Source organism: Nonomuraea sp. PA05, from assembly GCF_008086045.1.
Taxonomy (GTDB): Bacteria; Actinomycetota; Actinomycetes; order Streptosporangiales; family Streptosporangiaceae; genus Nonomuraea; species Nonomuraea monospora.
In genome coordinates this window covers 100524-124852 of the sequence record NZ_VSEY01000041.1, presented here as the reverse complement: position 1 = coordinate 124852, position 24329 = coordinate 100524, and the positions used below count along the sequence as shown (strand labels likewise).

17 protein-coding genes are annotated in these 24329 nt (G+C 63.7%); 13 read left to right on the top strand and 4 right to left on the bottom strand.

Features of this window, described 5'->3' with window-relative positions; translation table 11 throughout:
• The first annotated feature begins 326 nt into the window (after nt 1-326).
• The 3 genes from FXF51_RS46485 (at nt 327) to FXF51_RS46475 (ending at nt 9862) form a co-directional block, all read left to right on the top strand.
• On the top strand, nt 327-7010 hold the full coding sequence (locus tag FXF51_RS46485) for a polymorphic toxin-type HINT domain-containing protein (protein ID WP_187414954.1): 6684 nt from the start codon (nt 327-329) through the stop codon (nt 7008-7010).
• Nucleotides 7011-7117: 107 nt separating this feature from the next.
• Nucleotides 7118-7852: a DUF6193 family natural product biosynthesis protein gene (locus FXF51_RS46480; protein WP_148441216.1), complete on the top strand. Its 735-nt coding sequence runs from the start codon at nt 7118-7120 to the stop codon at nt 7850-7852.
• Between the two features lie 915 nt (nt 7853-8767).
• A complete protein-coding gene (locus FXF51_RS46475; protein WP_187414953.1) occupies nt 8768-9862 on the top strand; it encodes an ISAs1 family transposase in 1095 nt (364 codons plus the stop codon).
• Between the two features lie 844 nt (nt 9863-10706).
• Here the strand turns inward: FXF51_RS46475 and FXF51_RS46470 are convergent.
• The 3 genes from FXF51_RS46470 to FXF51_RS46465 form a co-directional block, all read right to left on the bottom strand.
• Nucleotides 10707-14249, bottom strand: coding sequence for an N-6 DNA methylase (locus FXF51_RS46470; protein WP_187414952.1), 3543 nt, complete (start codon nt 14247-14249; stop codon nt 10707-10709).
• Nucleotides 14250-14386: 137 nt separating this feature from the next.
• On the bottom strand, nt 14387-14731 hold the full coding sequence (locus FXF51_RS61340; protein ID WP_187414951.1) for a CU044_2847 family protein: 345 nt from the start codon (nt 14729-14731) through the stop codon (nt 14387-14389).
• A gap of 323 nt (nt 14732-15054) precedes the next feature.
• Nucleotides 15055-15516, bottom strand: coding sequence for a GntR family transcriptional regulator (locus FXF51_RS46465; RefSeq protein WP_187414950.1), 462 nt, complete (start codon nt 15514-15516; stop codon nt 15055-15057).
• Between the two features lie 105 nt (nt 15517-15621).
• On the opposite strand from FXF51_RS46465, the gene FXF51_RS46460 reads away from it, so the two are divergent.
• The 4 genes from FXF51_RS46460 to FXF51_RS46445 all read left to right on the top strand — a co-directional run bounded on the left by FXF51_RS46460 (nt 15622) and on the right by FXF51_RS46445 (nt 18041).
• On the top strand, nt 15622-15924 hold the full coding sequence (locus tag FXF51_RS46460; RefSeq protein WP_148441212.1) for a hypothetical protein: 303 nt from the start codon (nt 15622-15624) through the stop codon (nt 15922-15924).
• A gap of 79 nt (nt 15925-16003) precedes the next feature.
• A complete protein-coding gene (locus FXF51_RS46455; protein ID WP_148441211.1) occupies nt 16004-16225 on the top strand; it encodes a hypothetical protein in 222 nt (73 codons plus the stop codon).
• A 218-nt stretch (nt 16226-16443) separates the two neighbouring features.
• On the top strand, nt 16444-17133 hold the full coding sequence (locus FXF51_RS46450) for a GntR family transcriptional regulator (RefSeq protein WP_148441210.1): 690 nt from the start codon (nt 16444-16446) through the stop codon (nt 17131-17133).
• Entirely contained in the window at nt 17133-18041 is a 909-nt protein-coding gene (locus tag FXF51_RS46445) for an aminoglycoside phosphotransferase family protein (RefSeq protein ID WP_148441209.1), read from the top strand. Before FXF51_RS46450 ends, FXF51_RS46445 begins: the two co-directional genes overlap by 1 nt.
• A gap of 9 nt (nt 18042-18050) precedes the next feature.
• Here FXF51_RS46445 and FXF51_RS46440 read toward each other — a convergent pair whose 3' ends face one another.
• Nucleotides 18051-19298, bottom strand: coding sequence for a sporulation protein (locus tag FXF51_RS46440; RefSeq protein ID WP_148441208.1), 1248 nt, complete (start codon nt 19296-19298; stop codon nt 18051-18053).
• Nucleotides 19299-19744: 446 nt separating this feature from the next.
• On the opposite strand from FXF51_RS46440, the gene FXF51_RS61335 reads away from it, so the two are divergent.
• The 6 genes from FXF51_RS61335 to FXF51_RS46415 all read left to right on the top strand — a co-directional run bounded on the left by FXF51_RS61335 (nt 19745) and on the right by FXF51_RS46415 (nt 24298).
• Nucleotides 19745-19912 (top strand): hypothetical protein, encoded by a 168-nt coding sequence (locus FXF51_RS61335; protein ID WP_187414949.1) that lies wholly within the window; start codon nt 19745-19747, stop codon nt 19910-19912.
• 61 nt (nt 19913-19973) lie between these two features.
• Nucleotides 19974-20264 carry a WhiB family transcriptional regulator gene (locus tag FXF51_RS46435; RefSeq protein ID WP_148441207.1) on the top strand — a complete coding sequence of 97 codons (291 nt, stop codon included), beginning with the start codon at nt 19974-19976 and terminating at the stop codon, nt 20262-20264.
• Complete coding sequence (locus FXF51_RS46430) at nt 20264-20647, top strand: RRQRL motif-containing zinc-binding protein (RefSeq protein WP_148441206.1); 384 nt, start codon at nt 20264-20266, stop codon at nt 20645-20647. Before FXF51_RS46435 ends, FXF51_RS46430 begins: the two co-directional genes overlap by 1 nt.
• The gene (locus FXF51_RS46425; protein WP_148441205.1) at nt 20644-21645 is read left to right on the top strand and encodes a DUF2637 domain-containing protein; all 1002 of its coding nucleotides are present in this window, start codon (nt 20644-20646) and stop codon (nt 21643-21645) included. The genes FXF51_RS46430 and FXF51_RS46425 overlap by 4 nt, the downstream gene beginning before the upstream one ends.
• Nucleotides 21645-22049, top strand: a complete 405-nt coding sequence (locus tag FXF51_RS46420; RefSeq protein WP_148441204.1) for a hypothetical protein — start codon at nt 21645-21647, stop codon at nt 22047-22049. Before FXF51_RS46425 ends, FXF51_RS46420 begins: the two co-directional genes overlap by 1 nt.
• A complete protein-coding gene (locus FXF51_RS46415) occupies nt 22046-24298 on the top strand; it encodes a cell division protein FtsK (protein WP_148441203.1) in 2253 nt (750 codons plus the stop codon). Before FXF51_RS46420 ends, FXF51_RS46415 begins: the two co-directional genes overlap by 4 nt.
• The last annotated feature ends 31 nt before the right edge of the window (nt 24299-24329 follow it).

The following is a 24329-nucleotide window of genomic DNA, read 5'->3' as shown; positions in this document are numbered from 1 at the left end:
TTACATACGGTCCGCACTTGGCCAGGGTGGCAGGTGCTGAGAGGCAACGTGAGTGATATGAATCACATTCAAGTCGTCTGATGATGCTATGTCGACGCTGATAGTTCGTCTGACCTGTGAGCATGATCCCTGTCAGTTGTCCGGTCATGACTGTATGTGTCAGGAAAGCGACGCTCCCATCGTTGACCGATCTTGAATTGTCGATCACATTCCTCTTGATCGTCCTTATATCTGCCTTAGGCATCTGATGACCCTGTGGCCCGGGTCTGCGTCAGCGTGCCGTGAAGGGGTTCTGGATGCGTGGTCGTCGTTTACGGATCTCGTTAGTGACCTTAGTGGTCAGTCTCGCGTCGCTGGTGATGATCTCCAGCGTGGGCGTGCCTGACCAGCTGATTCAGCACGCGGCGGCCGCCGCGCCGGATCCGGAGCAGTCGGTGGAGGGCCGCCGGGTACCGGACAAGAAGACGGTCAAGGGGGCGGAGGAGTCCGCGCCGAAGGTGACCCGGCAGAAGCCGGTGTGGCCCAAGGCAGGCCAGGCCGAAGTCGCCGTGCCGGAGCCGGGCCAGCTGGCCGAGGCCGGGACCCTGCCGGTACTGGTGGGCCAGGTGCAGGGCGCCGCACTGGACAAGGTCACGGTGGAGACGCTGACGCCGGAGACCGCGGCGAAGCTGGGCGGCGTCGGGGTGGCCGCGCGACTGGTGCGCGCCGACGGCGGCACCAGTCCGGGCAAGGTGCGGGCGGCGTTCTCCTACGCCGATTTCCGCAACGCCTACGGCGGCTCGTTCGCCTCCCGGTTGCAGGTGATGCGGCTGCCCGCGTGCGCCGTCCAGGTGCCGCGGCCCAAGACGTGCGTGATGCACCCCACCGTGGTGCCCTCGACCAACGACCTCAAGGCGGGCACGCTGACCGCGGAGGTGGAGGCGGCCCCGGTCGGCGCGAAGGAAACGCCGGTCACTCCGTCGGCACCCAGCAAGGACCGTAAGGCGGACGCGGCCAAGGCGGCCAACGAGCGGCTGGCCGCGCAGCTGGCGGCGGGCTCGGTGTACGTGCTGATGGCCGGACTGACCGGGCCGGACGGCAACTGGGGCGCCACCGACCTGAAGCCATCGGGCACCTGGCAGGCCGGCACGTCCGGAGGCGGGTTCGACTACGACGTGCCGCTGCCGGAGCCGCCGTCGGCGGCCGGCAACGGGCCAGACCTGTCGCTGCAGTACAACGCGTCCTCGGTGGACGGGCAGGGCGATTGGACCAACAACCAGTCCAGCGTGGTCGGCGCGGGCTGGGACCTGAGCACGGGCTTCATCGAGCGGCGTTACCAACGCTGCAAGGTGTGGACCCAATACCACCCCACCAACTCGGACCTGATCTGGTACGCCGAAGCGGTCGAGAACGGCAGTGCGTTGTGCTGGGAGGCGCCGGACGAGCACGCGGCCGGTGTGGACCGGACCCAGTCGGAGCTGGTGCTCAGCGCGGGCGGCCGCTCAGCGCAGATCGTCAAGACCACGGCCGGGGTGTGGAAGACGGTTCCGGACTTCGGCTGGAAGATCGAGCAGGTCGCCGGGGGCGCGGACGGCAACGCCTACTGGAAGGTCACCGACCGGGACGGGCAGGTCTGGCGGTTCGGCTACAACAAGGACGCCCAGTGGCAGGTGCCCTACATCGGTGAGGAGCTGAATGAGCCGTGCGCCGACCGGTACTGGGCCAACTTCATCCCGCCCACCTGCACCGGGGTGTGGCGGTGGAACCTGGACCAGGAGGTCGACCGCAACGAGAACGTGACCGACTACTCCTACTACCGCGACGTCAACTACTTCTGCCTGCCCTCCTGCACCGACGAGGTGTATGCGATGCTGCCCTACGACCGGGGCGGTTTCCTGTCCTCGGTTACCTGGGGGCACAACAGCCAGGTCGCCGGGAGCGTGCCGACCGCGCGGATGACGTTCACCACCGGCGCGCGTACCGGTGATGACGTGCCGACCGACCTGCAGTGCGCGCAGGCGGCCGGCTGCGCCAACAACGCGATCTCCTTCTTCGCCACCCGCCGGCTCGCCTCGGTGCAGACCGAGTCGCGCACCTCCGGCTCGGCGGCCTGGGATCCGGTGGACCGGCTGGACCTCACCCACAGCTGGGTTTACCAGCGCACCGACCAGGGGCTGCCGTGGGACGCGGCGATGTGGCTGGATACCGTGCAGCAGAGCGGCCTGGCCGCATCCCCGCAGGTGACGCTGCCGCCGCTGGACTTCGACGCGGTGATGCTGGCCGGCCGGATGGACTACGTCAGCAACTCCGACTGGCAGGACCAGCTGTCCTGGCGGATGGTGCCGCGGATCGCGGCGATCAAGAACGGGATGGGCGGCCGGACCGAGGTCACCTATGGCCAGGCCGACCCGTGCGGCGGCGCCAAGGGCCGCGACGGCACCAACTACATGAGCGACCAGGTGGGCGACTGCTACCAGGTCGACATGGGCAGCGAACCGGAAAGCGACTTCGAGACCTGGGCCCGCTTCTACAAGCAGCTGGCCACCAAGGTGGTCGAGCGCGACATGGTCGGCGGCTCGCCGGACATGGTGCACAGCTACGAGTTCCTGGGCAGCCCGCACTGGGCGAACCCGGTCCAGATCGCCGAACCGAACCTGGCGCCGGCCGGGTCGAGCTGGCGAGGCTACGGCCAGGTCCGTACCATCAAGGGCTCGGGCAGCGACCCGGCCGGCTACAGCGTCAGCACCCGGACGTTCTTACGCGGCACCGGCGGTACGGTCACCGACTTCGACGGGACCGCGGTCACCGACGCGAGCCTGTTGCAGGGGCAGGTGCTGCAGGAGCAGACCTGGCAGATGACCGCGCTGAGTCCGCGCGCCTACACCGAGATCGCCTCCACCCGGTGGGAGTACACGCTCACATCGACCGGTACCGGCTGGGCCGGCCAGAACCCGGCGTATGTGGTGCAGACGCGGGAGCGCTCGCGGGAGAAGGTCACCGGCGGCAGCTGGCGCTACACCGACGAGAAGACCGTCGCCAACGCCGACGGACTGCCCAAGACGATCAACGACTACGGGCAGGACGGCGTCGCCACCGACAACTCCTGCACTTCGATCACCTACGCGCGCAACGCCGACGCCGGCCAGTGGCTGATCGACTTCCCGTCCGTGGTGGAGAAACGCTCCGGCGACGACTGTGCCACCGGAACGCTGGTCGGCAAGACCGTCACCCTGTACGACCAGGGCACCGACCCGGCCACGAACAAGCCCAGCGACGGCAACCCCACCGAGGTCCGCGCCCACGCGAACGCGAGCACCGTCTCCACCAGCAAGGCCACCTTCGACGACTACGGCCGGACGCTGACCGCGACCGACCCGCTCGGCAAGACCACCACGACCACCTACACCCCGGCGACCGGCTGGCCCACCGGCGGCATAGCGGTCAAGGACCCGCTCGGCTACACCACCACCACCAGCATCTCGCACACCCTGGGCGAGCCCACCAAGACGGTCGACGCCAACAACAAGACCACCGAGCTGGACTACGACGGCATCGGCCGGGCCACCGCGTTGTGGAAGCCGGGCCAGCCGCGCAGCGGCGGCACGCCCAGCGCCACCGTCGCCTACGCCATCGCCTGGGACGGCTGGCTGGGCCAGCCCACCGCGCCGATCAAGACCACCGCCAAGCAGCTGCTGACCGGTACCGGCAGCGGAGCCAAGTGGATGACCAGTCACAGTTACGAGGACGGGCTCGGCCGTCCCCGGGAGAGCCAGACCGCCTCGCCCAGCCCGGCCGGCGGCCGGATCGTCGTGGCCACCACCTACAACGCGCGCGGCCTGACCGAGGCGGTCGGCGAACCGGCGCACAACTCCGCCGAGCCGGGCAGCGGCCTGCTCAACCCGGCACCAGCCGGCCTGCCGCAGTGGACCAAGTCCGTGTACGACGGCCTGGAACGCGTGACGGCGTCCATCGCCTACCACGAGGGCACCGAGCTGCGCCGGACCAGCACCGCTTACCCCGGCGCCGACCGCACCGAGGTCACCCCGCCGGTCGGAGGCAAGACCGCCACCGTCACGGACGCCTTGGACCGTGTCGTCAAGGTCGAGGAGTGGTCGGACGCCACCAGCCACGCCGACACCCTCTACGGCTACGACCTCAACGACAACCTGACCAAGATGACGGACGCCAACGGCAACGTCCGCACCTACACCTACGACTGGCTGGACCGGCGCACCGCCGCTGCCGATCCGGACGCGGGCGCCTCCAGCTACGGTTACGACGCCGCGGGCCGGCAGATCTGGGCCATCGACGGCAAGAACCAGAAGGTCTCCACCGTCTACGACGATCTGGGCCGCCGCACCGGCCAGTGGGCAGGCGAGCCGAACACTGGCACCCGGCTCGCCGCCTGGACCTACGACACCGTCGCCAAGGGCCACCCCGGCGCCGCCACTAGTTACACCGGCGGCCAGCCGTACACCCAGACGGTCACTGCCTATGACGGCGACTACCGGCCCACCGCCACCACCATCACCATCCCCGCCAACGAAGGCGGTCTCGGCCGCGACTACGCCTTCACCTCCGCCTACGACGCGGCCGGCAACCTGCGCGAGCAAGGTATGCCCGCAGCCGGCGGTCTGCTGGCCGAGAAGCTCACGCACAGCTACACCGACCTCGGCCTGACCAAGGCCACCACGTCCGACCTGGGCGGCTTCACCTACGTCAAGGACACCACTTTCACCGCCACCGGCAAACTTGAAAGTCGCCTGCTGGGCGGCAACGGCCAGATCAAACGCGTCCTGGAACGCGATGCCACCACCGAGTGGCTCTCCCGCGTCACCACCCAGACCAAGGCGAACACGTCCACCCCGGACACCGTCCAGGACGACCGCTACAGCTACAACCTGGCCGGCAACATCACCCGCGTCTTGGACGCCGACTCGGCCATCGCCGGCCAGACCGACGGCCAGTCCGAATGCTTCAGCTACGACGGCCTGCTCCGGCTGAAGACCGCCTACACCACCACCGCGAGCTCCTGCACCGGCACCGGCGATGTCTTAGGACTGGACCCCTACAGCCATGCCTATGCCTACGACAAGGTCGGCAACCTCACCACCCTGACCGACAACGGCCAGAGCGCCACCTACACCTACCCCGCCGCCGGCGCCACCGCCGTCCGCCCCAACGCCGTCACCAGCATCGCCCGCCCCGGCGGTACCGACACCTACGCCTACGACAACAAGGGCCAGCTCACCGCCCGCACCGTCGGCGGCAAGCAAGGCACCTTCATCTGGGACCAGCTCGGCCAGCTGACTCAGGCCACCATCGACGGCCAGCAGACCGGCATGATCTACGACGCCGCCGGCGAACGCCTGATCCGGCGCGACCCCGACGGCAGCACCACCCTCTACCTCGGCTCCATGGAGCTGCGCCTGGCCAGCGGCGCTGTGACCGGTAAGCGCTACTACAGCAGCGCCGACAGCGAACCGGTCGCCATGCGCGACGCCAATGGCGTCACCTGGTTGCTCGCGGGCAAGCACGGCAGCACCCAGCTGGCCGTCAACGACACCACCGGCACCGTCAGTCGCGAGCGCTACCTGCCCTTCGGCCAGCGCCGAGGCGGCGACGACTTGCCCTTCACCGACCGCGGTTTCCTCGGCAAGACCGAAGACGCCTCGACAGGTCTCACGTACCTGGGCGCCCGCTTCTACGATCCGGCGATCGCGAGGTTCATCTCCACCGATCCTGAACTCGACCTCCGCACCCCCGAGTGGGCCAACGCGTACTCCTACGCCGGCAACAACCCCGTCGAGCAGTCCGACCCCGATGGCCGCCGTGTTGACACCGGAAACCGGGAATCCGACGCGAACTTCGCCGAAACTCACAATCCCAATGGGGCGAAGAAGACCAAGGCCGAGAAAAAGATCCACAAGCAGCGCCAGCGGGCATACGCCAAACAGAAACGAGAAATAGAAGCCTGGAAGAAGCGCGAAGCAGAAAGATCTCGTTATCACAACCGTAAGTCATACATCAAAAAGGAAGATATAGAGGCCTTCCGATGGCTGATGAGCACCGCAGGTGGTGGCCTCACAGATAAGTTCCCGATGATGTCGTTCAATGCAAAGCGCGGATACGGCAATCAGAGGCATCGGTCAGGGAAATTCAAGTTGCCATCGGACTGCAACAGCTTTGTGCCAGGCACGAAAGTCCTCATGAAGGACGGCACGCTCAAGGCGATCGAGGACATCCGGATCGGTGACGCCGTCATAGCGACGGATCCAGAGGCTGGGACGACGTCGACAAAGGCTGTCACGGCGCTCCTTGGCAACGAAGGCGGCAAGAATCTTGTTGAGCTGACCATCCAGACCGGCGACGGAGGCGACAAGAGAGCAAACGAGGGAGGTCGAGGCGTCAGCACGGTGACCTCCACATACCAGCACCCGTTCTGGGTTCCCGACCTGCGGGAATGGGTCGATGCCGGCGACCTTCGGCCCGGCATGTGGCTGCGAACCTCCGCTGGCACGCACGTCCAGGTCACGGCCGTCAAAAAGTGGAGCGCCACCCAGCGGGTGCACAATCTGACGGTCGCCGATCTGCACACATACTTTGTGGCAGCCGGAACAACGCTTGTTCTAGTACACAACGCGGAACCGTGTAGCGGAGTCGCTCTGGGTTACCGGGCACACGGCACTCGCAAATTCGCCGAAGACCTGCGGTCAAAGCACTTTTTGGACGAGAGCGCTGACACCTGGCGAGCTCCTACCCAGAAGGCTATAGCCGACGGAGACATACCACTGCACGTAAACATGAAAGGCTTCTCGGGAGGTTTCGAGGACATGGCCAAGAGGGGCCTGAATCGAGGCGGCGTTGCTCCCCATGCTACTGAAGAGGAAATGGGCTGGATCGCTAGGGCCGTCAAGAACCACCGGCGGTCGTGGAGTTCCATCAAATTCTACGATGCCGAAGGAAGGGTTGTGGATATCCCGGAACCTGACTGGTCGTCATTCGGCCGGCTGAGGGATTTCCCCTTCTGACAGTCAGTAGGAAGTAGTCTAGTCCGCTCGGGCCCATCTCCTGGCCCGAGCGGGCTACTATGATTGTAGAGTCGCCATTATGGCCTAGCTGGAGGGATGCCCGTCGCATGAGCGAAAGAGAAGTTGCTGCAGAGCCGGTGCGATCGGTTGAGGCAGTGGTCCGCCCAGGGCTATATCCTGATCTTCTGCGCGCCGGTGGGCTTGCCCCCGCCCTTCGAGAAGTCGCTCACGCATTGAACATCGCTATCGGCGCTGTGGTTGAACAGCAAGGAGATCGGTGGCATATCACGGCGAAGATAGAGTCGGGGCGTGGGACGATGTCTATCTTGATCGGGGCGGAAATGCGGCTTTTCTCTATCAACATCTCGCATGGCACGTTCTCTTGGGCTCACGGCTCTAGCGATTCTCTCGAAGATGTGGTTAGAGTGGCGGAAGCCTGGCGCGCCGATGTGACGCTGCAGGAGCTAATCCGACGATTTCCATTCATGGACTACAACGAGGTGGCGGCGTCGTACGAAAATGGCACTCCTATTGAGGGGCAGTGGGAGCGGCTATTCGCTGATCCCGATCTTATCGGAATGCGGAAATTGTTGCGCTCGGCGCATGAGAGACGAGAACTCGCACTTCTTTTTCCCTATGTCAGCCATATGACGCTGCGTTTTATCGTTGACCCGTATGTGCGATCGGGTGCAACCATGTCCATTACGCCGATCTCCGCAGGGAGCATAAGGGTAGAGATTTTGGGCATGAGTGATACGCGAAGAGAAGTTCCGTCAGTCGATGACGCGGTTGAATTGGCGGTCGCATATTCTTCCGTCCTGGCCCAGTCAGGAGACGAGTGACGGTAGGGGGTGTCTGGAAGGTCAGTGCGGACCTTGCAACAGGCGAGCCTGCTACGGGTGCTTCCAGATCCCGTCGACGCTGACATCAAGGTCACCCGACGAGGCCGACTCGGTGAGCTTTCTGCATGAGTGCGCCAGGTCGTATGAGGAGACACAATATGCGGCACCCTCAGGATTCTCCTTGCCGGAAGTTGGCGAGCGATGGAGCCGACATCGCGCCTACAGGTTGGACGGAAGGTCCCGACCTTGGCGATATGATGTCAGTCGTTCTCGATTGCAGATCGGAAGTACGGCGTTCGAGCCGGGGGTGGATAGCGTCGAAATATTGTCTCATGGCGTACTCAGCGTCAAGCTTCGGACAGCATAAGCATCGCTAACGCTGTCCGAGCCGGGTTCGGACCATAGGCGGAGCATTCACGATTTCATCAGTCTCAAAGACGCGCATCGTGACAAGGTTGTATGTCTCATGCTTTCGCCAGAACAGGACGACAATTTTGTTTCGTGTCTCGGGGTTCAGCATCTGGGCTCATCCGCGGATCATGAGTTCCGATCCATCTGGGATAGGAAAGGGAGATTCGCAATTACTTTGAGAGGTTGATCAGCTCCCTTGATAGTGCTCCCCGCCGCGGCTTGCTCGGCGGGGAGGTAACGTCCCGCCGGTGTGGTGTAGTTCGGCTCTCGCGCGAAGCTCTGTTGAATCGACTATGCCGTCATTCATCAGTGCGGACTGCGCCACCTCCTGATGGTCAGGGCCGAAGCGTTCTCGTCTGACGGGACACGTGTGGGCTCGATGAAGCCGGGCGGTTGAGGGCACCCCGGCGGGCAGATGGCACACGACCCCTGAAGATCGTTGGGTGTCTACGCCAGTCGATCAAGAACAGGGGCCGCGTTCGCGTACCATCATCCCCGATCGACGTGCTCGCCCGCCACCTGGAGCACGTCACCTTCACCGACTCAACGGCTGATCTGCCCACACTCGCCGGGATCCTGGACATCATCCCGGACCCGCGCAGCCGACGAGGTCGCCGCTACCGGCTCGGCCCGTTGCTGGCGTTATCCCTGCTCGCCGTGCTCGGCGGCGCAACCTCCCTGGCCAAGATCGCCCGGTTCATCGCCGGATACGACCCCGATCTGCGCGCCGGGGCCGGTTTGCCCGGCACCGTGCGGTTGGCGGCCAGCACCTTGGGACGACTGATCTCACGGCTGGACGGCGACGCCTTCGACACTGCGACCTGCACCTACCTGGCCACACTCGCCGACTGCGGCCCGCACTCCACCATCGACATCCGACCCCCGGCCCGGACCGCGCTGTCCGGCCTGGCCGTGGACGGCAAGGCCCTGCGCGGCAGCCGCACCCCGGACGGGACCATCCACCTGCTGGCCGCCACCCGCCACGACAGCCAGATCGTCGTGGCCCAACGGCAGGTCGAGGCCAAGAGCAACGAGATCCCCGCGTTCACACCTTTGCTGTCCCACCTGGACTTGACCGGCGTGGTGGTCACCGCCGACGCCCTGCACACCCAGCACGACCACGCCCGGCACGTCGTCGCCGCCGGGGGCCACTATCTGTTCATCGTCAAGGGCAACCAGCCCACGCTTCTGCACCGGCTCAAGGCCCTGCCCTGGTGCGAAGCCATCCTCAACGACCGCACCGACGAGACCGCGCACGGCCGCCGCGAGATCCGCCGCGTGAAGATCTGCACCGCCCGCCCCCACCTGCCCTTCCCGCACGCCGCCCAGGCCATCCAGATCAAACGCCGTCGCACCGGCCACCGCACCGGCAAGACCACCATCGTCACCATCTACGCCATCACCGACCTGCCACCAGGTCGGATCACTCACGCCCAGATCGCCGCACTCATCCGCGGACACTGGAGCATCGAGGCCCTGCACCACATCCGCGACGTCACCTACCGCGAAGACGCCTCCCGCATCCGCACCGGCACCGCACCCCGCATCATGGCCGGCCTCCGCAACCTCGCCATCGGCCTGGCCCGCCTGATCGGCTGAACCAACATTGCCGCCGCCACCGACCACTACCGCAGCCATCCCGCTGACGCTCTTCAGCTACTTGGTTTCACCACATGAGAACGCAACGGCCCTGGCGCTCGACCCCACAGCCCAAGAGGCTCGGTACCCGATCACCACCAAGGGCCGGCCCACGTTCGACAAGGTAGACAGGCTAGATATGCGCGCAATCCATGAAGCGATGGAAGGCGTAGCCAAGTACCTGACCGGGACGGACGTGGGACTCGCAGAACACTTCAGGTACCGCCAGGAGCTCGTGGAGGAGTTCCGCTACGACTGGTGACGTTGCGTACCACAGGCGATCTCAAGCCGATCACGTGACTGGCGAGTGATCAGCGCCTAGGACGGGATGAGAACCTGCTGGCCTGGCGTCACTCTCGGCTGCAGCTGAGGAAGCACCAGTGACATGGAACCGCCCCGCCGTTCGAGGCTCAGGCGGAAGATCGATCATGGTCCACGGTTGGTCCACAGTCAGCGAGCTACAACGAGAACGAGCGGGACTCCGTGAGACTGGAGGCCCGCCCGTACCTGAGATGTTCGCCCTGGTCAGCGGCCGGAACCGCTGGTCAAGGTCGAGTGCCCCCTGCAGGATTCGAACCTGCGCACCCGGCTCCGGAGAGGGTTGGCCAATCCCAACCTAGGCAGGCTCTGAGCTGCAGGGTTCCCTCTGACGACGATGAGATGATCATTCTTGGCCCATCACTGGCCCACGGCTGGTGGTGACAGCCGTTCCATAAGTGCTCGAGTGGTTGCTCGAGGGACAAGCTACGCCCATTTGCTGCTGTCTCTTCCCCGCCGGCCACAGATGGCATCGACAGAGCTGGATCTATGGACTTAGCAGAGTCTGTACGGCAGCGTCAATCTCGCCACCTACGCCATCATCCATCAGAGCATCACGTATTCGTTTGCGCAATGCCTCGAATCGCCCAGAGGGAAGTGCGGTCCCTTGCGCTACCGTCTCTGCTTTGACTGCGAGTCTTACGATTCCTTGGTGTAGATCGTTTTCTGGATCGTAGGAGGGTATTGGGATCCTGAATACGTACTTATCGAAGTCGCGAGGATTATGTTCGCCGCGGGCTTGATATGGACGCACGGCCATCGTCAAGGTGTTAGAATTCAAAATAGCTGTGAGAAAACGGGCTTCGTCCAAGCTGTGAGCAGCTGCCCAATATAGCTTGTGCTCAATTATTGCATCAGTATTGCTGATGATAGCTGCGGCCAAGTAAACGCCACTAGCGCCGTACGCGACTCGGTGAGGTGCTGCTGGAAATTGCTGCGACAAACCACGTCGGTAGTCAAGGCGTTGGACTAAGGTAAGTCGTGCACTCGACCGATTATCGATCCATGCCTTTTCCGCAGCACGCCACCAGCTTTCGAGACCTTCGTACTGGGTTAACCGATCATCCTCACAGTGAAGAAGTCGTTCACCGTCCCATGGGATGACTGCATTCAGGGTCTCCAAGCAGCGGAATGGCAAGATAGAATCACCGAGATATACCGGCTTAATAAAGCGCTCCTCGACGGTCCCCTGCAGAGGACTGAGCTCCTTCCAAGGCTTCTTTTCGAGAGCGCTGCGGCGACTCCTAAGCTTGCGGCGAGGGCCTCCAACCCCGAGCGGACCTATAGCATCGTCCTCCACCATGAAAAGAAATCGAGGCACGATAGTTGCCCCTTGCGTGAACCGACGCGCATATGGGGACACATGCTCATCCACTATCCGTATGCCTTCTACCGACCTGGAGACATGTTCAGCAGCCTCAGCACGAGATGCTGACTTGGTTTCGAATCTCCCGCTCCAGACTTCGGGACTCTGAACAAGTGCATTGGCTTTCTCGCCCGTAGTCATCCGTTTCCCGAAAATAACGCCGACGGACTGCTGGAAGAAGGATGGTTTGATCTGATGCAGATCCCATGGGCGGTCGAATGCCACCTTCAATTCAAGATTCTTTCCCCGGTAGTGTGCGGCACGGAACCCGGTGTACTGACTGCGTGAAAGGGTTGCCAACGGCATAACGAATCCGAAGTTGCCATCTGGGCGCAGATATAATTCTATGCATCGTAGGACGAATAGGGCTGCGAGTTCTTGGCTTGGAGTCGCGCTTGCTCCTGACCATAACCCTCTTTGGACGCACATGGCGCGGAATGCGCCCTGCTGGTTTTGAGTCATGTGCCTGTAAGCCAGCCAGGGAGGGTTGCCTACGAGTACGTCGACCTGATTTTCTGGACGCGCCAGCCATACAGGTCTTGCTATGTTGCGGACATAGTAACCCCAAATGTGATCCAGGTTAGCGTCATGAAGCTCGCACATCCGCTCGAAGGTTCGTTGTAAAAGGGCGCGGTGACTGTCATCGTCGATACCTAGAGCTGCGAATGCGTTTGCAAGCGATGGCGGTGCAGTCTCGGGTGATCTAGCTGTTGCCCTCCTAGCCAGTTCCGCGACAAGTCGGTCGAATTGGCCAGCATCCGCGACTATATCTTGAGGGAAGAGCAGGCTTTCGCTATTGTCTCCCCAGCTAGGATCTTGGACAAAAGATTGATGGTCTAAATCAGTTGGCACGCTGAAGTTCTCAGCGCTTAGGAACGACAGTTCCTCGCCCCAGCGGAGTGAGTCGCCAAGGTATACTGGTACGGTGAAAGCGGGCCGCCCTGAAGCATTCAAACGGTGCATGCCTATTGCGAGTAGATAGGTCACTCGGGCGAGAGTCACCGCTACAGGGTGGACATCAAAGCCAATCACATGCTGACCGACTCCGGAAACTATCTCTGGAAGGCTCTTCCCTTCCGCCTCCGCTGCGCTCACGTAACGACGTACTGCATGGAATAGGAAGGTGCCGCTTCCGCAGCTAGCATCGAGCACACGCTGCTCAAGTGGATCGCTAACGCTATGTGCTAGGACTTCTTCTGCTAGCCAATCAGGAGTGTAATATTCGCCGAGGCGATGTCGCACGTGTTTGGGTATTATAGACTCATAGAGAACTTTCATGACATCGTGCTCAACTTGATCCCATGCAAACCTGGTTAAGCGTCTCGCCATATTCTTGATGAACATCTCTCCATCTGGTGCATGCGCCAACCAATCAAAGAAGTCTGGCTCTATGACTCCTCCAACCAGAACTTCAGAGAAAAGTCCACCCGACATCAACTTTTCGGCTCCGACTTCTGGGTCCTGAGGGTCGAAGCCAATTACCGCATGCCCGACAAGTTCTGCAATCAGTACGAGAAGTGTGTGGTCTACAAACAGCGCGTCGTCATCAATAAAATTGGTCCCGGATGCAGTAGTAAGAAGCTTTGCCCATAGATCACGCTTCACTTGTACTCTTGGATGATCTCGGCAATGGCGGTAAATTGCTGCGAGCTCGGCGGAATCAATTTTATATGAAGGGCTGGTGGAGCCTAACTTTGCAATAATCTCCTTAGGTGTTGGCTTGATACGTTGTTGTGTTGCCAGCAGTGCTTCCAGCCATGAGATCAACGCTGTGGTCTCCAGCGAGGCTTGCTCCAGGTTGAACGTGGCGAGCTCCTGCTGCTGGAGGACGTTGTCTACGTGATGGTAGACGAGCCATTCGATGCCATCTGTCAAAATGCCTATATAGTAGTTCTCCGTCTGTTGTCTTCTCAGCATAAGATTGCGATGAAGCTGCTGCTCCGCAACCTGTCTGCTACCTGGTCTCCTCAGATCTCTCTTGATTTCGAGCACGGTGAAGCCTGGGTGAACATCGATCCAGGATCGCTGACCATCGACATCAAGCCCTTCTTGGCAATTGAGATCGTTTTCTTGTAATCCGAGATCGGCAGACAGGAGAAGCTGTCTAATATTTGCTGCGACTTGACCAGAAGTTCTTGTCGCAGTGCGTGCGGCGAGGCGCTTGACTATTTCTGCAAGGCTTTCGCCTCGCGGTTGATCTGTAACGGCAAGGTGGGGCCAGCGGTCAATCACTGCAGTGATGGGAGTGGCGTACATCGCCGCCCCGGCAGCAAGAGTAGGGTGATCTTCGCGTGGGTGGTTCCATCGAACTATGCCGGCCGCTTTCAGTGTGCTCCCAACCAATACAGGTGCGCCGCTAAGCCCTTGGAGAGGAAGCCCTGCGGCTGATTCGTTACAGGAAAGTTGAATTACTGGCGCACCATCCACCAAACGGCCTCGGGACCAAGATACCTTTCCTGACGCAGCGAATCGAACCACGCCATGTATAGCAGCGGGATTTCCGGGGGCAACGTAAGGGGTGTGTTCCGGTATATCAGTGGTGAGCTGAATGGGAGCGAGATGCTCTGGGATGGGTTTCTTAAGGGCGAGCAGTGCGATGTCGATAAGTGGCTCGCCGTCCTGATAAATGGCGTCGGAGGCGCCCCCAGACCATATACACTTCACTCGTGAGAATTTGACCTGCCCTGCGTGTCGATCGCCGACACAGTGAAAAGCGGTGAGGGCAAGGCATGGGCTTATGGCGAATACGGTTCCAAGCGGCACGTGCGTTCTTGCATCCTGCAGTCGGCCGATGGCTAGTGTCATGCCTGGCTCTGCTTGGTCTTCAACGTCATCCGGGCCGAGAATGTTGCGCCGGTTGTCGCCTTGGCTATAACAACACCAGTCTCTGCTTGAATGGCTATATCGAAGCCTATCTCCAGAGATTCGATGTTCCATGTATGCTTTGAGGGCTGTACGACGGATTCTAGCTTTGACCGGAATTGATCGGCTATTTCAGCCACGCTTGCGGCGATGTCTCCGGCTCGCTTGCGGAAGTCTTCTGGAATGGCCAGCCTGGGGGCAAGGTCGCCTGACGCTAAAGGCGGTTGCACCTCGACCAAGATCTCTAAGTAGCTGTCGCCGGTTCCTTTCGCTGGCTTTGTCATGTTCTCCCTCGCCGTTGAACGCTCGTGTGAGCATTTTCTCAGGCGAGACAGTGAATGAATAGGGAGTGACTGCAAGATGTAGGCGCGCTATGCTATCCGGCTTAACGCGCCTGGGATATTAACAGCTGTATCAGCTTTAACACTCGTCTCTGTAACCCCATGAAGGCTTCCAGTAGGAGGCCAGGATGGCCGCTTGTGAAGGCACGCTCGAACTGCGGTTCTAATATCTAATGGTTCGTAAGTTGTGTCGCACGAGATTATTGGCGGAGAGGACCTTGTCGACCGTCGTCACTCGTCCAAGTAGCTGCAAGGCCTAGCGCTCACTATTGAGGACAACTGCTTGACGTTGTCTCGACTACGAGTTCCACGCGGTCGCTCCGGAGAACTTTGCGGTGTTTGCGAGGTCCCGGGGTTATCTCGAAGACAGGCACGCCTTCCGGGAGGCCGCCGAACTCCCTCAGTTCGCCTGGCGTGGCCAGTTCTCGTCGTTCGTCCGGGGTCGGCATGCGTGCGATCACTCGCGCTCCGGTAGGGACGTGGTACGGCTCTCGGGTCGGCTCAGTGGCCACCATCGACCCCCGCTTGCGGACCGTCGTGATTCGCCCTTCGGCCCGTAGATGCGCCAACGCATCGCGGACCGTGTCGCGGCCAACCTCGTACATCTGCGCCAACTGAGACTCCGAGGGCAACCACGCTCCTGGCTGGTAGCGGCCGGCGGTGATGTCGTCGCGGATCGCGTTGGCGACCTGGCGATACACCGGCACCCCGGAGCTGTAGTCGATCACAACACACAAGTGTCACTCGGCCATGTTGCCATGAGCCTTGTGGCCATGAGGCCCTAGAGTTAACGTGGGCGAACGTCAGCCGGTCGGGATTTTTGGCTGACGTCCATGTCCAACGCAACGCCGGAAGATCAACCACACATGACTTCCATACTCGGCATCCCGCCGGCAGACCTGCACGGCGCGTTCAGACGCTTTTACGTCTGGCGCGACCAACTCGGCGTCTGGCGGGCGAGGCCGCTGCCCAAACTGAGTGCCGACGAGATCACCTATGGCGTCAAGCCGGAGCTCGAAGCCGACACGCAGCTAGAACTCGCCTTCGCGTGCGCGTGGCAGCGCTGCCGCCGCAACGTCTTCCGCTACCTACAGGAGTGCGCCGTTGAGCCGACGAGCGGTCGTGCCACCTCCTGACCCGCGTACGCCACGCTGGGAGCCGTATCTGCGTCGGCCCAGAGACCATCTTCGGATCACCGAGACCTCGTGCTGCGGCGTGCTGGAGTGGGCGAGCCAGGGCGGGCAGTTCCTCGTGCTGCGCGCCGGTTCATCCGGGCGCTATGAGGAGATCGGCAGGGGCCGCTACAACCATGCGCGTGCGGTCTGGATGGCGCTCATGGTGGCGTTCGAGAACGAGCATCGATGTGAAGACCCAGACGATGCCGCCATCGAAGGTAGGCGGGACGAGGTGCAAGAGCGCCAGGAGCGGGCCGGCTGACCTGGTTCGGATCTCCCGCCGTGGGCCATGCTGAGGAGCCACCTGGAGGATCTCGGAGTTCTCGAAGGCAACAGGGCACTTGGGCCGACCTGGCGTCATGCCGCGTCCCTCGGCTCTGTCGGGGGAAGACATCAGAAGAGGCGCGGAGCCGCGATGCATCGCAGGTCTTAGCCTGTCCGCCCTACCCTAGAGACGATGTGCCTCGGCGAGGGAGCGCGATGAGCAAGGCGACGGATGGCCCCACCTACGTACGGATTGCCGAGGACATCCGCAGCCGCATTCGTGACGGGGATCCGCCCGCCGGCGGCATGCTGCCCTCCGAGGCAGACCTAGCTCGTACGTACGGCGTGGCGAGAGGCACCGTTCGTCAAGCCGTCGCCGAGCTGGAGCGCGCGGGACTAGTGGCCAGCGAGGCAGGCCGTGGACGTCGAGTGGTCGGAGAGGGGCCGCCAGGCGCCGGCCGTGCGGCCTCGACGCAGTACGAAACGATCGCCGAGGCTCTCCGCAAGCGCATCGCGAACGGTGAGCTTGTGCCCGGTCAGCAACTGCCTGGTGAGGTAGTGGCTGCGGAGGAGTACGGCGTCTCGAAGGGAACCGTCCGGCAGGCGTTCCAACTGCTTGCCTCTGAAGGGGTGATTGCCTCCGTCCATGGCAAAGGGTGGTTTGTCGGCGGGCCCAGCCATGCGCGTACGCGCGCTGACGACGTTGCCGCCGCCCTACGGCAGGACATAGCCGGCGGGAAGTTCGCCGTAGGGGCTGTGCTCCCTGGGGAGAATGCACTGGCCCAAGAGCAAGGCGTTGGCCGTATCACTGTCAGACGAGCGTTTGCGCTGCTAGAAGCGGAAGGGATAGTCGAGAAGCGCGCCGGCCGAGGCCGCGTGGTCAAGACGCAACCAAAGGGTTCCTAGTGACCGTGTTCCAGCCAGCCGCAGTCCCCTTCACCTCTCAAGAAGCTCACGCGACCCTCCAGGAGGCGTGCAAGGTCGCCGGCCTCGTGAGCGAGGACGCGCGGTTGATCCGCCTCGGGGAGAACGCCCTGTTCTTTCTGCCTGCCGAACGAGTCGTCGTGCGTATCGCCAGGAGCTTGGACGTGCTTGACGACGCTCGCAAAGAGGTGGCGGTGTCGGCCTGGCTCTATGAGGCGGGACTGTCGGCGGCGCGGACGACCAGTCACCATCAGCCCCTCATCGTCAGGGACCGGCCTGTGACGCTGTGGCACTTCATCGACAACGGTGGAGGTCCCGCGACTCTGATCGACCTAGCAGAGGTGCTGCGTGCTCTGCATCGGATGCCGGTACCTGAAGACCTGCCACTGCCGAGGATCGACATCCTTGGGCGCGTCTCGGAGCGCATCTCTTCGGCCGATGTCCTATCCGACGAACAACGTCAGTTCTTGCTGAGGAAGTATCAGCAGCTACGTACGGCTTATGAGGCCCTGGAATTTCCTCTCGCCGCCTGCGCGGTGCATGGTGACGCTCACTCGGACAACCTCATTAAGACCACCGACGGCACCATAGTGCTGATCGACTTCGAGCGCTTCGCGTTCGGCCCTCCCGAGACCGACCTTGCCGTCACGGCCATCGAACACTCCTTGGGCTGGGGTACTCGTGCCGAATATGACCAGTTCGCGGAACGCTACGGCTTTGATGTCCTGGAGTGGGAGGGCTATCCCGTGCTCAGGGACATCAATGAGCTGAAGATGACGACATGGCTCATGCAGAACGTCAATGAAGACGAGGCTATTGCGCGGGAATTCCACAATCGCCTCTTGTGCCTTCAGAACCCTGGTATGCCTCGTCGCTGGCGGGCCTTCTAGCGAGGCGTGTTACCTGCCAAGCAGAGGGTACTTTTCGGCGACAAGAGCGTTGAATGCCTGGACTGAAACTTCGCAATCGAAGCTGGTGAGATCTGCCTTGAGGTCTCGGATGTACCGCAGGTAGCGTTCCGACTTGAGAGGCCCTGCGAGGTTGACGGCTTCGAGCGCGACCAGGGCGGCCTTCGCCGGCTGCCCCATATGCACATAGCTCGCTGCCTGCACCAGGCGGTCAAAGGCGAGGGTCCGCACGTACATCGGGTCGCACAGATCGACGGCTTGGCCCACGAACTGCATTGCCTGTGACGGGATCCTGAGGTCGCGATAGCAGTGCGCACCTTCGCTCGCCAGTTCCGCAGCGTCGAAGTAGCGGGACCACGGCGGATCGTCTTCCGCCTTGCGTTTGCTGAAGTACTTCTCGGCCTGGAGCAGGGCGCGTGCGCACTGGACCTCATCGCCGTTACCCGCGTGGGCCCGCGCTTCCATCGCGTAGAACAGGGCCATCGGTGTAGCGGTGGATACGTCCTTGCAGCCCTCCTGAGCAGCGCGGGCAAGCTGAATCGCCTGGTTGTACCGACCAAGGTAGTTGGCCTGATGGCTCATGTCGGCCAGCAGCAGGCCGCCCATCATGCGGTCGCCTGACGCCTGCGCGAGGCGAAGGCCCTGGAGGAAGTACCGCTGGGCGAGCCCATGCCGTCCCAAGTCATAGGCCGTCCAAGCGACCAGCTCGGTGATCTCGGCGGCAGCCGCGTACAGCGACCGTCCTACTGGCTCTGTGAATTTGCCATCCAGCATTGGGACAACTTCGCGGTTGTAATACTGAATAAGTGCGGAACGTGCGTGTCCGCCACCGAATTGGAAGCCCATGTTGGCGAAGATCTCAGTGGTTATCCGGACTGTGTGCACATCCCACGCGCCCACTGATGGTCGCGCGTTTTCCCTGGATTGAAGTGGCTCTGGTCGTGACAGAAGCCATGCGATCAGGGACTCTCCCCAGGCGTCCGGCACGACCACGGACTCCAGCGCAACGGGATCATCGGCGAGGTCTCTGCGGGTAAGGCCCAGCAGCAGGCTTCCGACTTCGGAGATCCCGCCGCCGTGCGCGAGAGTCGCCTCAAGCGTCTCCGGGGTGACGACGTCGCCAAGCCCGATGTCATCCAGGGAGAAGGTCACGCCGGCCTTCTGGGAGAGGGCCTCCGCAATGAACCTTGCAGTCGCCGGCCGAGGCTTCACGCCATCAAGCCAGCGCTTGACGTCCACATGTGTGCAACTCAGGTCTTTGCCGTCATTCTGGCCAATTTGTCGCACTCGTGAGGCTAGTCCGGAATTCGAGCAGTCTGCGCGCCGCATGGCCTGTGCGAGCGCCACATTGGGTATCCGCGACACGTTCACCTCCGCATATCCGAGCCGTGGCAATCATGGCGCGGACACGGCTTACGCGGCTCGAATTCAACAAATTCGGTATGGCGTTTCCCCTGGTCGAGGACCGGATCACCCCCAAAATCACCCCCTGTGCATTCAGTCCCGGGGGTGATCACGGTGTTGCCGGAGCGCGCCACGAGGAAGGCTTGAGTCAGCAGGAACGAGCGAGGCGAGACCCGCAGGAACCCACGACAGTCGGCGCCTAGGACTTGACTCTCAGTGACTGTACATGTTCTATGTCTCTTAGGACCTGCTCGCAGGTTCTCGAACCGAGAGGGCTCAACATGCTTGTCCGTCCGCGAAAGGTGCTCCCGACCGTCCTCGTGATCTGCGCCGCCCTCTACGCCCTGAAGGACCCGGAGGGCGCGGCGACCATCGTCAAGGCGGCGGCACACCTGGTCATGAGCGCGTCCGAGTCGTTCGCGCGGTTCGTCCAGACCGTCAGCAACTAACCGCAGGAAGAGAGACCCACCAGTGGCACACAACATCAACCGACCGATCCACCCGGCGCGCATGTCGCTCGCCGAAGTCGAAGCGACCTGGCGCGTGGACGGCGAAACGCCGCTTCCCGAATGCACCTACGACCCCGAGCTGCACACCGGCCCTCGGCTCACGATCGAGAGCACCGAGGAGCGGGCCGCCCGCGAGGGCGTTGCCCGTGAGGTCTGCGCCACCTGCCCGGCCCTGTTGCTCTGCGGGCTCTACGCGCTGGAGACGCGCCCGACCTCGGGCATCTGGGCGGGCCGGACGTCCACCGAGATCGCCGATCACGGCACCGAGCTGGAAGACCTGGAGGTGGCCTGATGGCAAGCCGCATCCGCGCCCGCTACTGGGACCCGACCGGCGACCGGTACAGCATCCCCACCTACCCGTGGAAGATGGCCCCGCCGCACCTGCGCACCCTTCGCCAGCTCACCGCCGAGGGGCTGCGCCCCGGTGGGCAAGGAGTTCAGGCGCAAGTGCTGTGGTGCTCCCGCCGCTACGGTGCTCCCGGTGTCCGCGCCGCCTACCTGTACGACGTGCGGTTCGCGCTGCCCAAGCGCACCGCGACTCTTCGCCAGCGCGTCGCCCTGTCGAAGGCGAACGCCGCACGCCGTACCTGCCCGGAGTGCCTGACGGACGTCGGGTACGTGCTGCCGCGCCACCTCGGCATCTGCCTCGACTGCGCAGCGGAGGTGGCCGCATGAACGCCTGCACCACCGCACCGCGCCCCCTCACCGAGGGTGAGCGGACCGCCGTAGCCGTCACCGCCGCCGTGACCGGCGCGCTTGGCCTGATCGGGTTCGTCAACAGCTTCGAGCGTGTCGCACACGCCGCCGACCCCTCGTTCGGCTGGTTCGCCTGGACGGTTCCGCTCGGCATCGATCTGGGCATCGCCGTGTTCTCGGCACTCGATATCGTGCTCGCCCGTCTCGGCATGCGGCTGAGCTGGCTCCGGTTCATCCCGTGGGCACTGACCGGCGCGACGGTCTACCTCAACGTGGCCGCCTACCTCAGCGCGCCCGGTCGTACCGACTGGTTCGCCGTCGTCGCCCACGCGCTGCTCCCGCTGCTGTGGGTCATCGCCATCGAGGTCGGTGCTCACGTCATCCGCAAGCGCGCCGACCTGGCCAAGCCCGATCACATGGACGGGATCCGCCGTTCACGCTGGCTGCTCGCCCCGATGGCGACGGTCGCGCTCTGGCGCCGCATGGTGCTCTGGGAGATCTGCAGCTACCCCGAGGCCCTCGGCCGCGAGCGCGAACGCATCCTGGCCAAGACAGAGCTGCAGGACCGGTACGGCCTGCTCTGGCGCTGGAAGGCCACCCGCCGCGAGCGAGCCCTGTACCACCTCGGCGAACTCACGCCGAAGAGCATCCCAATCAAGGCGGAAGCCGTACGCGTCGATCCAGAACCCCCGGCCCTGCCACCCGCGCCCCGCAAGCGCCCTGCCCCCAGCCGCACCCGTACCAAGAAGTCCCTGCCGCCGACGCCGAACGTGGGTGACCTCGTCCCCCTCGGACGACGCGTCGCCGCCGATCTCAAGGCGCAAGGCGAGCCCCTGACTCGTGACCGCCTTCGAGACGCCATCCGCCGCCAAGGACAAAGCATCTCGACCGACCGCGCCGGAGCGCTCCTGTCGCGCCTGAAGAACGAAGGCTCCGCGAAACAGACGACGCCCGTACGCGAGAACGAGGCCGCCTGATGACCCTGACCATCACCGACACACACATGACCTCGGACACCTGCCCGCACGTGGCCGAACTTCGCGGCTACCGCTGGAGCGTCACCGGCTATCCCGGACGGACCTTCGACCGCAACCAGGCCATCACCGCCATGCTGCTGGCCGAACTACTGACTCAGCGCCCGTTCGCGGAAGACCGTACCGAACTGCTCGCCACCAACTGGCGGGCCGAACTCGGCATCACCGCAGCGGACGGACCGCACACCCCGACCGCCGCCGAAGAGCCCGCAGACCGACCGGACGAGCAGCGGTCCGACCGCGCATCGTCCCTGACCGCCACATGGGGCGCGGCCTCATCCGCCAAGACAACGACCGCGCCCCAGGACCCCGCGACCAGCAAGTCAAACGAGGTGCACACATCATGACCCACCAGCAGGACAATCCCAACCACGAGGACGACAAGGACCAGGACCGGTCCGCCGCGCCGGACCAGGAGAACGGCAAGGACGCGGACATCGTCCATCTGGACGCCGCCCGCGCGGGACGTCAGCCGCAGAGCCCCGCCGACCGGTCCGAGCAGGACAGCGAGGACAGTCCCGCGAGCGCGGACGGACCGGTCCTGGAAGGCGCGGTCGTCCGCGTCGACCAACCCGGTCCGACCGCTGCGGACTGGCGGACCGCGCTGGAGGCGAAAGCACGCAGCCGACAGCCGATCGTCCCGCTCTGGCTGCGCTCCCGGACGGAAGCCGTCGAGACCGTCAAGTGGATCGGCCTGCACTACCTGCACGTGGCCGGCTACCAGGTCTGCCGCGTACCGCTCTACGGCGGACGGCTGACCGCCCGCGCCCCGCGTGGGTTCCTGCGCCTGGTGAGCGGCGTCATCAAATGGACCTTCGACCTGGAGGGTGAGCCGGTACGCCTGGCCGCCGTCCAGAAGGCCGACCCAGAGGCGTACCTGAAGCTCAGCAGGCAGCGTGACTCCCGCGTACGGCTCCGCGCCCTAGTGTCCGTCAGCGCCCTCGTCACGCTGCTGGTCGCAGGCGTCATCGTGGCCGACCAGACGGACCCCGTGCAGTGGATGGCGCTCGCGGTCGCCATCGCCACGCTCGGTGTCCTCGGTAAGCCCGCCGACCGCCCGCTGATCAATCGCGCGGTCGTAGCGTCCACGGTGGAGAAGCTCACCAGCGACATCGTGGTCCGGTCCCTGACCGTGCTCGGCATCGCCGGTATCAACCAGGCCATCGCCAAGAACCCCAAGGACGCCATCCGGTTCGTCGCCCCGATCACCCGCGACGGCCCCGGCTGGCGGGCGGACATCGACCTGCCGTACGGCGTGACCGTGGCCGACGTGATGGACAAGCGCGACCGCATGGCCTCGGCACTACGCCGCCCGCTGGGCTGCATCTGGCCCGAGGGCGACTCGACCATCCACGAGGGACGGCTGATCCTCTGGGTGGGGGACAAGGACCTGTCCAAGACCGTCATCAAGTCCCCGCTGCTCAAGGCCAGCTCGCACGACGTCTTCAAGGGCATCCCGTTCGGCTGTGACCCGCGAGGCCGCGCCATCGTCGTACCGCTCGTTGAGCAGAACATCCTGATCGGCTCACAGCCTGGCCAGGGCAAGATGGCCTCAGTGCGAGTGCTCGCCTCCGGCGCGGCCCTTGACCCGAGCGCCGAACTGTGGATTCACGAACTCAAGGGCACCGGCGACCTTGACCCGCACGAACAGAACTGCCACCGCTACGTCTCCGGCATCGAGGACGAGGCCATCGGCTACGCTGCCGACTCCCTGACGCTGCTGCGCAAGGAGGTCATGCGCCGCGCCGCCGCCCTCAAGGCCCTGCCGCCCGACCTGTGCCCGGACAAGAAGGTCACCCGGCAGATCGCCGACAAGCGGTCCCTGGGACTGCATCCGCTGGTCGCCATCTTCGACGAATGCCAGAACCTGTTCGCTCACGCCGAGTTCGGCGACAAGGCAGGCGATGACGCCGAGTTCATCATCAAGCTCGGCCGCGCCCTCGGCGTGATCCTGGTGCTGGCCACCCAGCGCCCGGACAAGGACAGCTTGCCCACCGGCATCAGCGCGAACGTCACCATCCGGTTCTGCCTGCGCGTCGCCGGCCAGCTCGAAAACGACATGATCCTCGGCACGTCCGCCTATAAGAACGGCATTCGCGCCACCGTCTTCCAGCCCAAGATGGACGCCGGTATCGGCTACCTGCTCGGTGCAACCCCGATGCCCAAGGTCGTGCGCACCGCCTACCTGGACACGCCCGCCACGCAACGCATCGCCGACCGTGCCCACGCGCTAAGGGCCAGCACGGGAGCGCTGAGCGGGCACGCCCTCGGAGAGACGCCCGAGCAGCACGCGCCCACCTTCGACCTGCTCGCCGACATGCTGGCCGTGGTCCCGCCGTCCGAGGCCAAGGTGTGGAACGAGGCAATCGTGGATCGCCTCGCCGAGCTGCGTCCAGACATCTACGGACCGTGGGCGCGCCTGGAGGGCGGCGCGAAGACGGCCCAGCTCACGACCGCGCTCAAGCCGTACGGCATCAAGACCATGCAGGTCTGGGGCACGCCCGAGGGCGGCGGCAAGGGCGCGAACCGCATCGGCATCACCCGTGACGACATCGCCACCGCAGTCACCCAGCGTGACAGTGGCAAGGCGTCGTAACCCAGCCGATCGCCTCTAGACCTAGAGGCAG

Coding starts and splice junctions, on each gene's coding strand:
- FXF51_RS46480 (WP_148441216.1), top strand. CDS start 7,118: ATGAGCGAAAGAGAAGTTGCTGCAGAGCCGGTGCGATCGGTTGAGGCA.
- FXF51_RS46460 (WP_148441212.1), top strand. CDS start 15,622: ATGTCCAACGCAACGCCGGAAGATCAACCACACATGACTTCCATACTC.
- FXF51_RS46430 (WP_148441206.1), top strand. CDS start 20,264: ATGGCAAGCCGCATCCGCGCCCGCTACTGGGACCCGACCGGCGACCGG.
- FXF51_RS61335 (WP_187414949.1), top strand. CDS start 19,745: ATGCTTGTCCGTCCGCGAAAGGTGCTCCCGACCGTCCTCGTGATCTGC.
- FXF51_RS46420 (WP_148441204.1), top strand. CDS start 21,645: ATGACCCTGACCATCACCGACACACACATGACCTCGGACACCTGCCCG.
- FXF51_RS46425 (WP_148441205.1), top strand. CDS start 20,644: ATGAACGCCTGCACCACCGCACCGCGCCCCCTCACCGAGGGTGAGCGG.
- FXF51_RS46450 (WP_148441210.1), top strand. CDS start 16,444: ATGAGCAAGGCGACGGATGGCCCCACCTACGTACGGATTGCCGAGGAC.
- FXF51_RS61340 (WP_187414951.1), bottom strand. CDS start 14,731: ATGACAAAGCCAGCGAAAGGAACCGGCGACAGCTACTTAGAGATCTTG.
- FXF51_RS46415 (WP_148441203.1), top strand. CDS start 22,046: ATGACCCACCAGCAGGACAATCCCAACCACGAGGACGACAAGGACCAG.
- FXF51_RS46435 (WP_148441207.1), top strand. CDS start 19,974: ATGTCGCTCGCCGAAGTCGAAGCGACCTGGCGCGTGGACGGCGAAACG.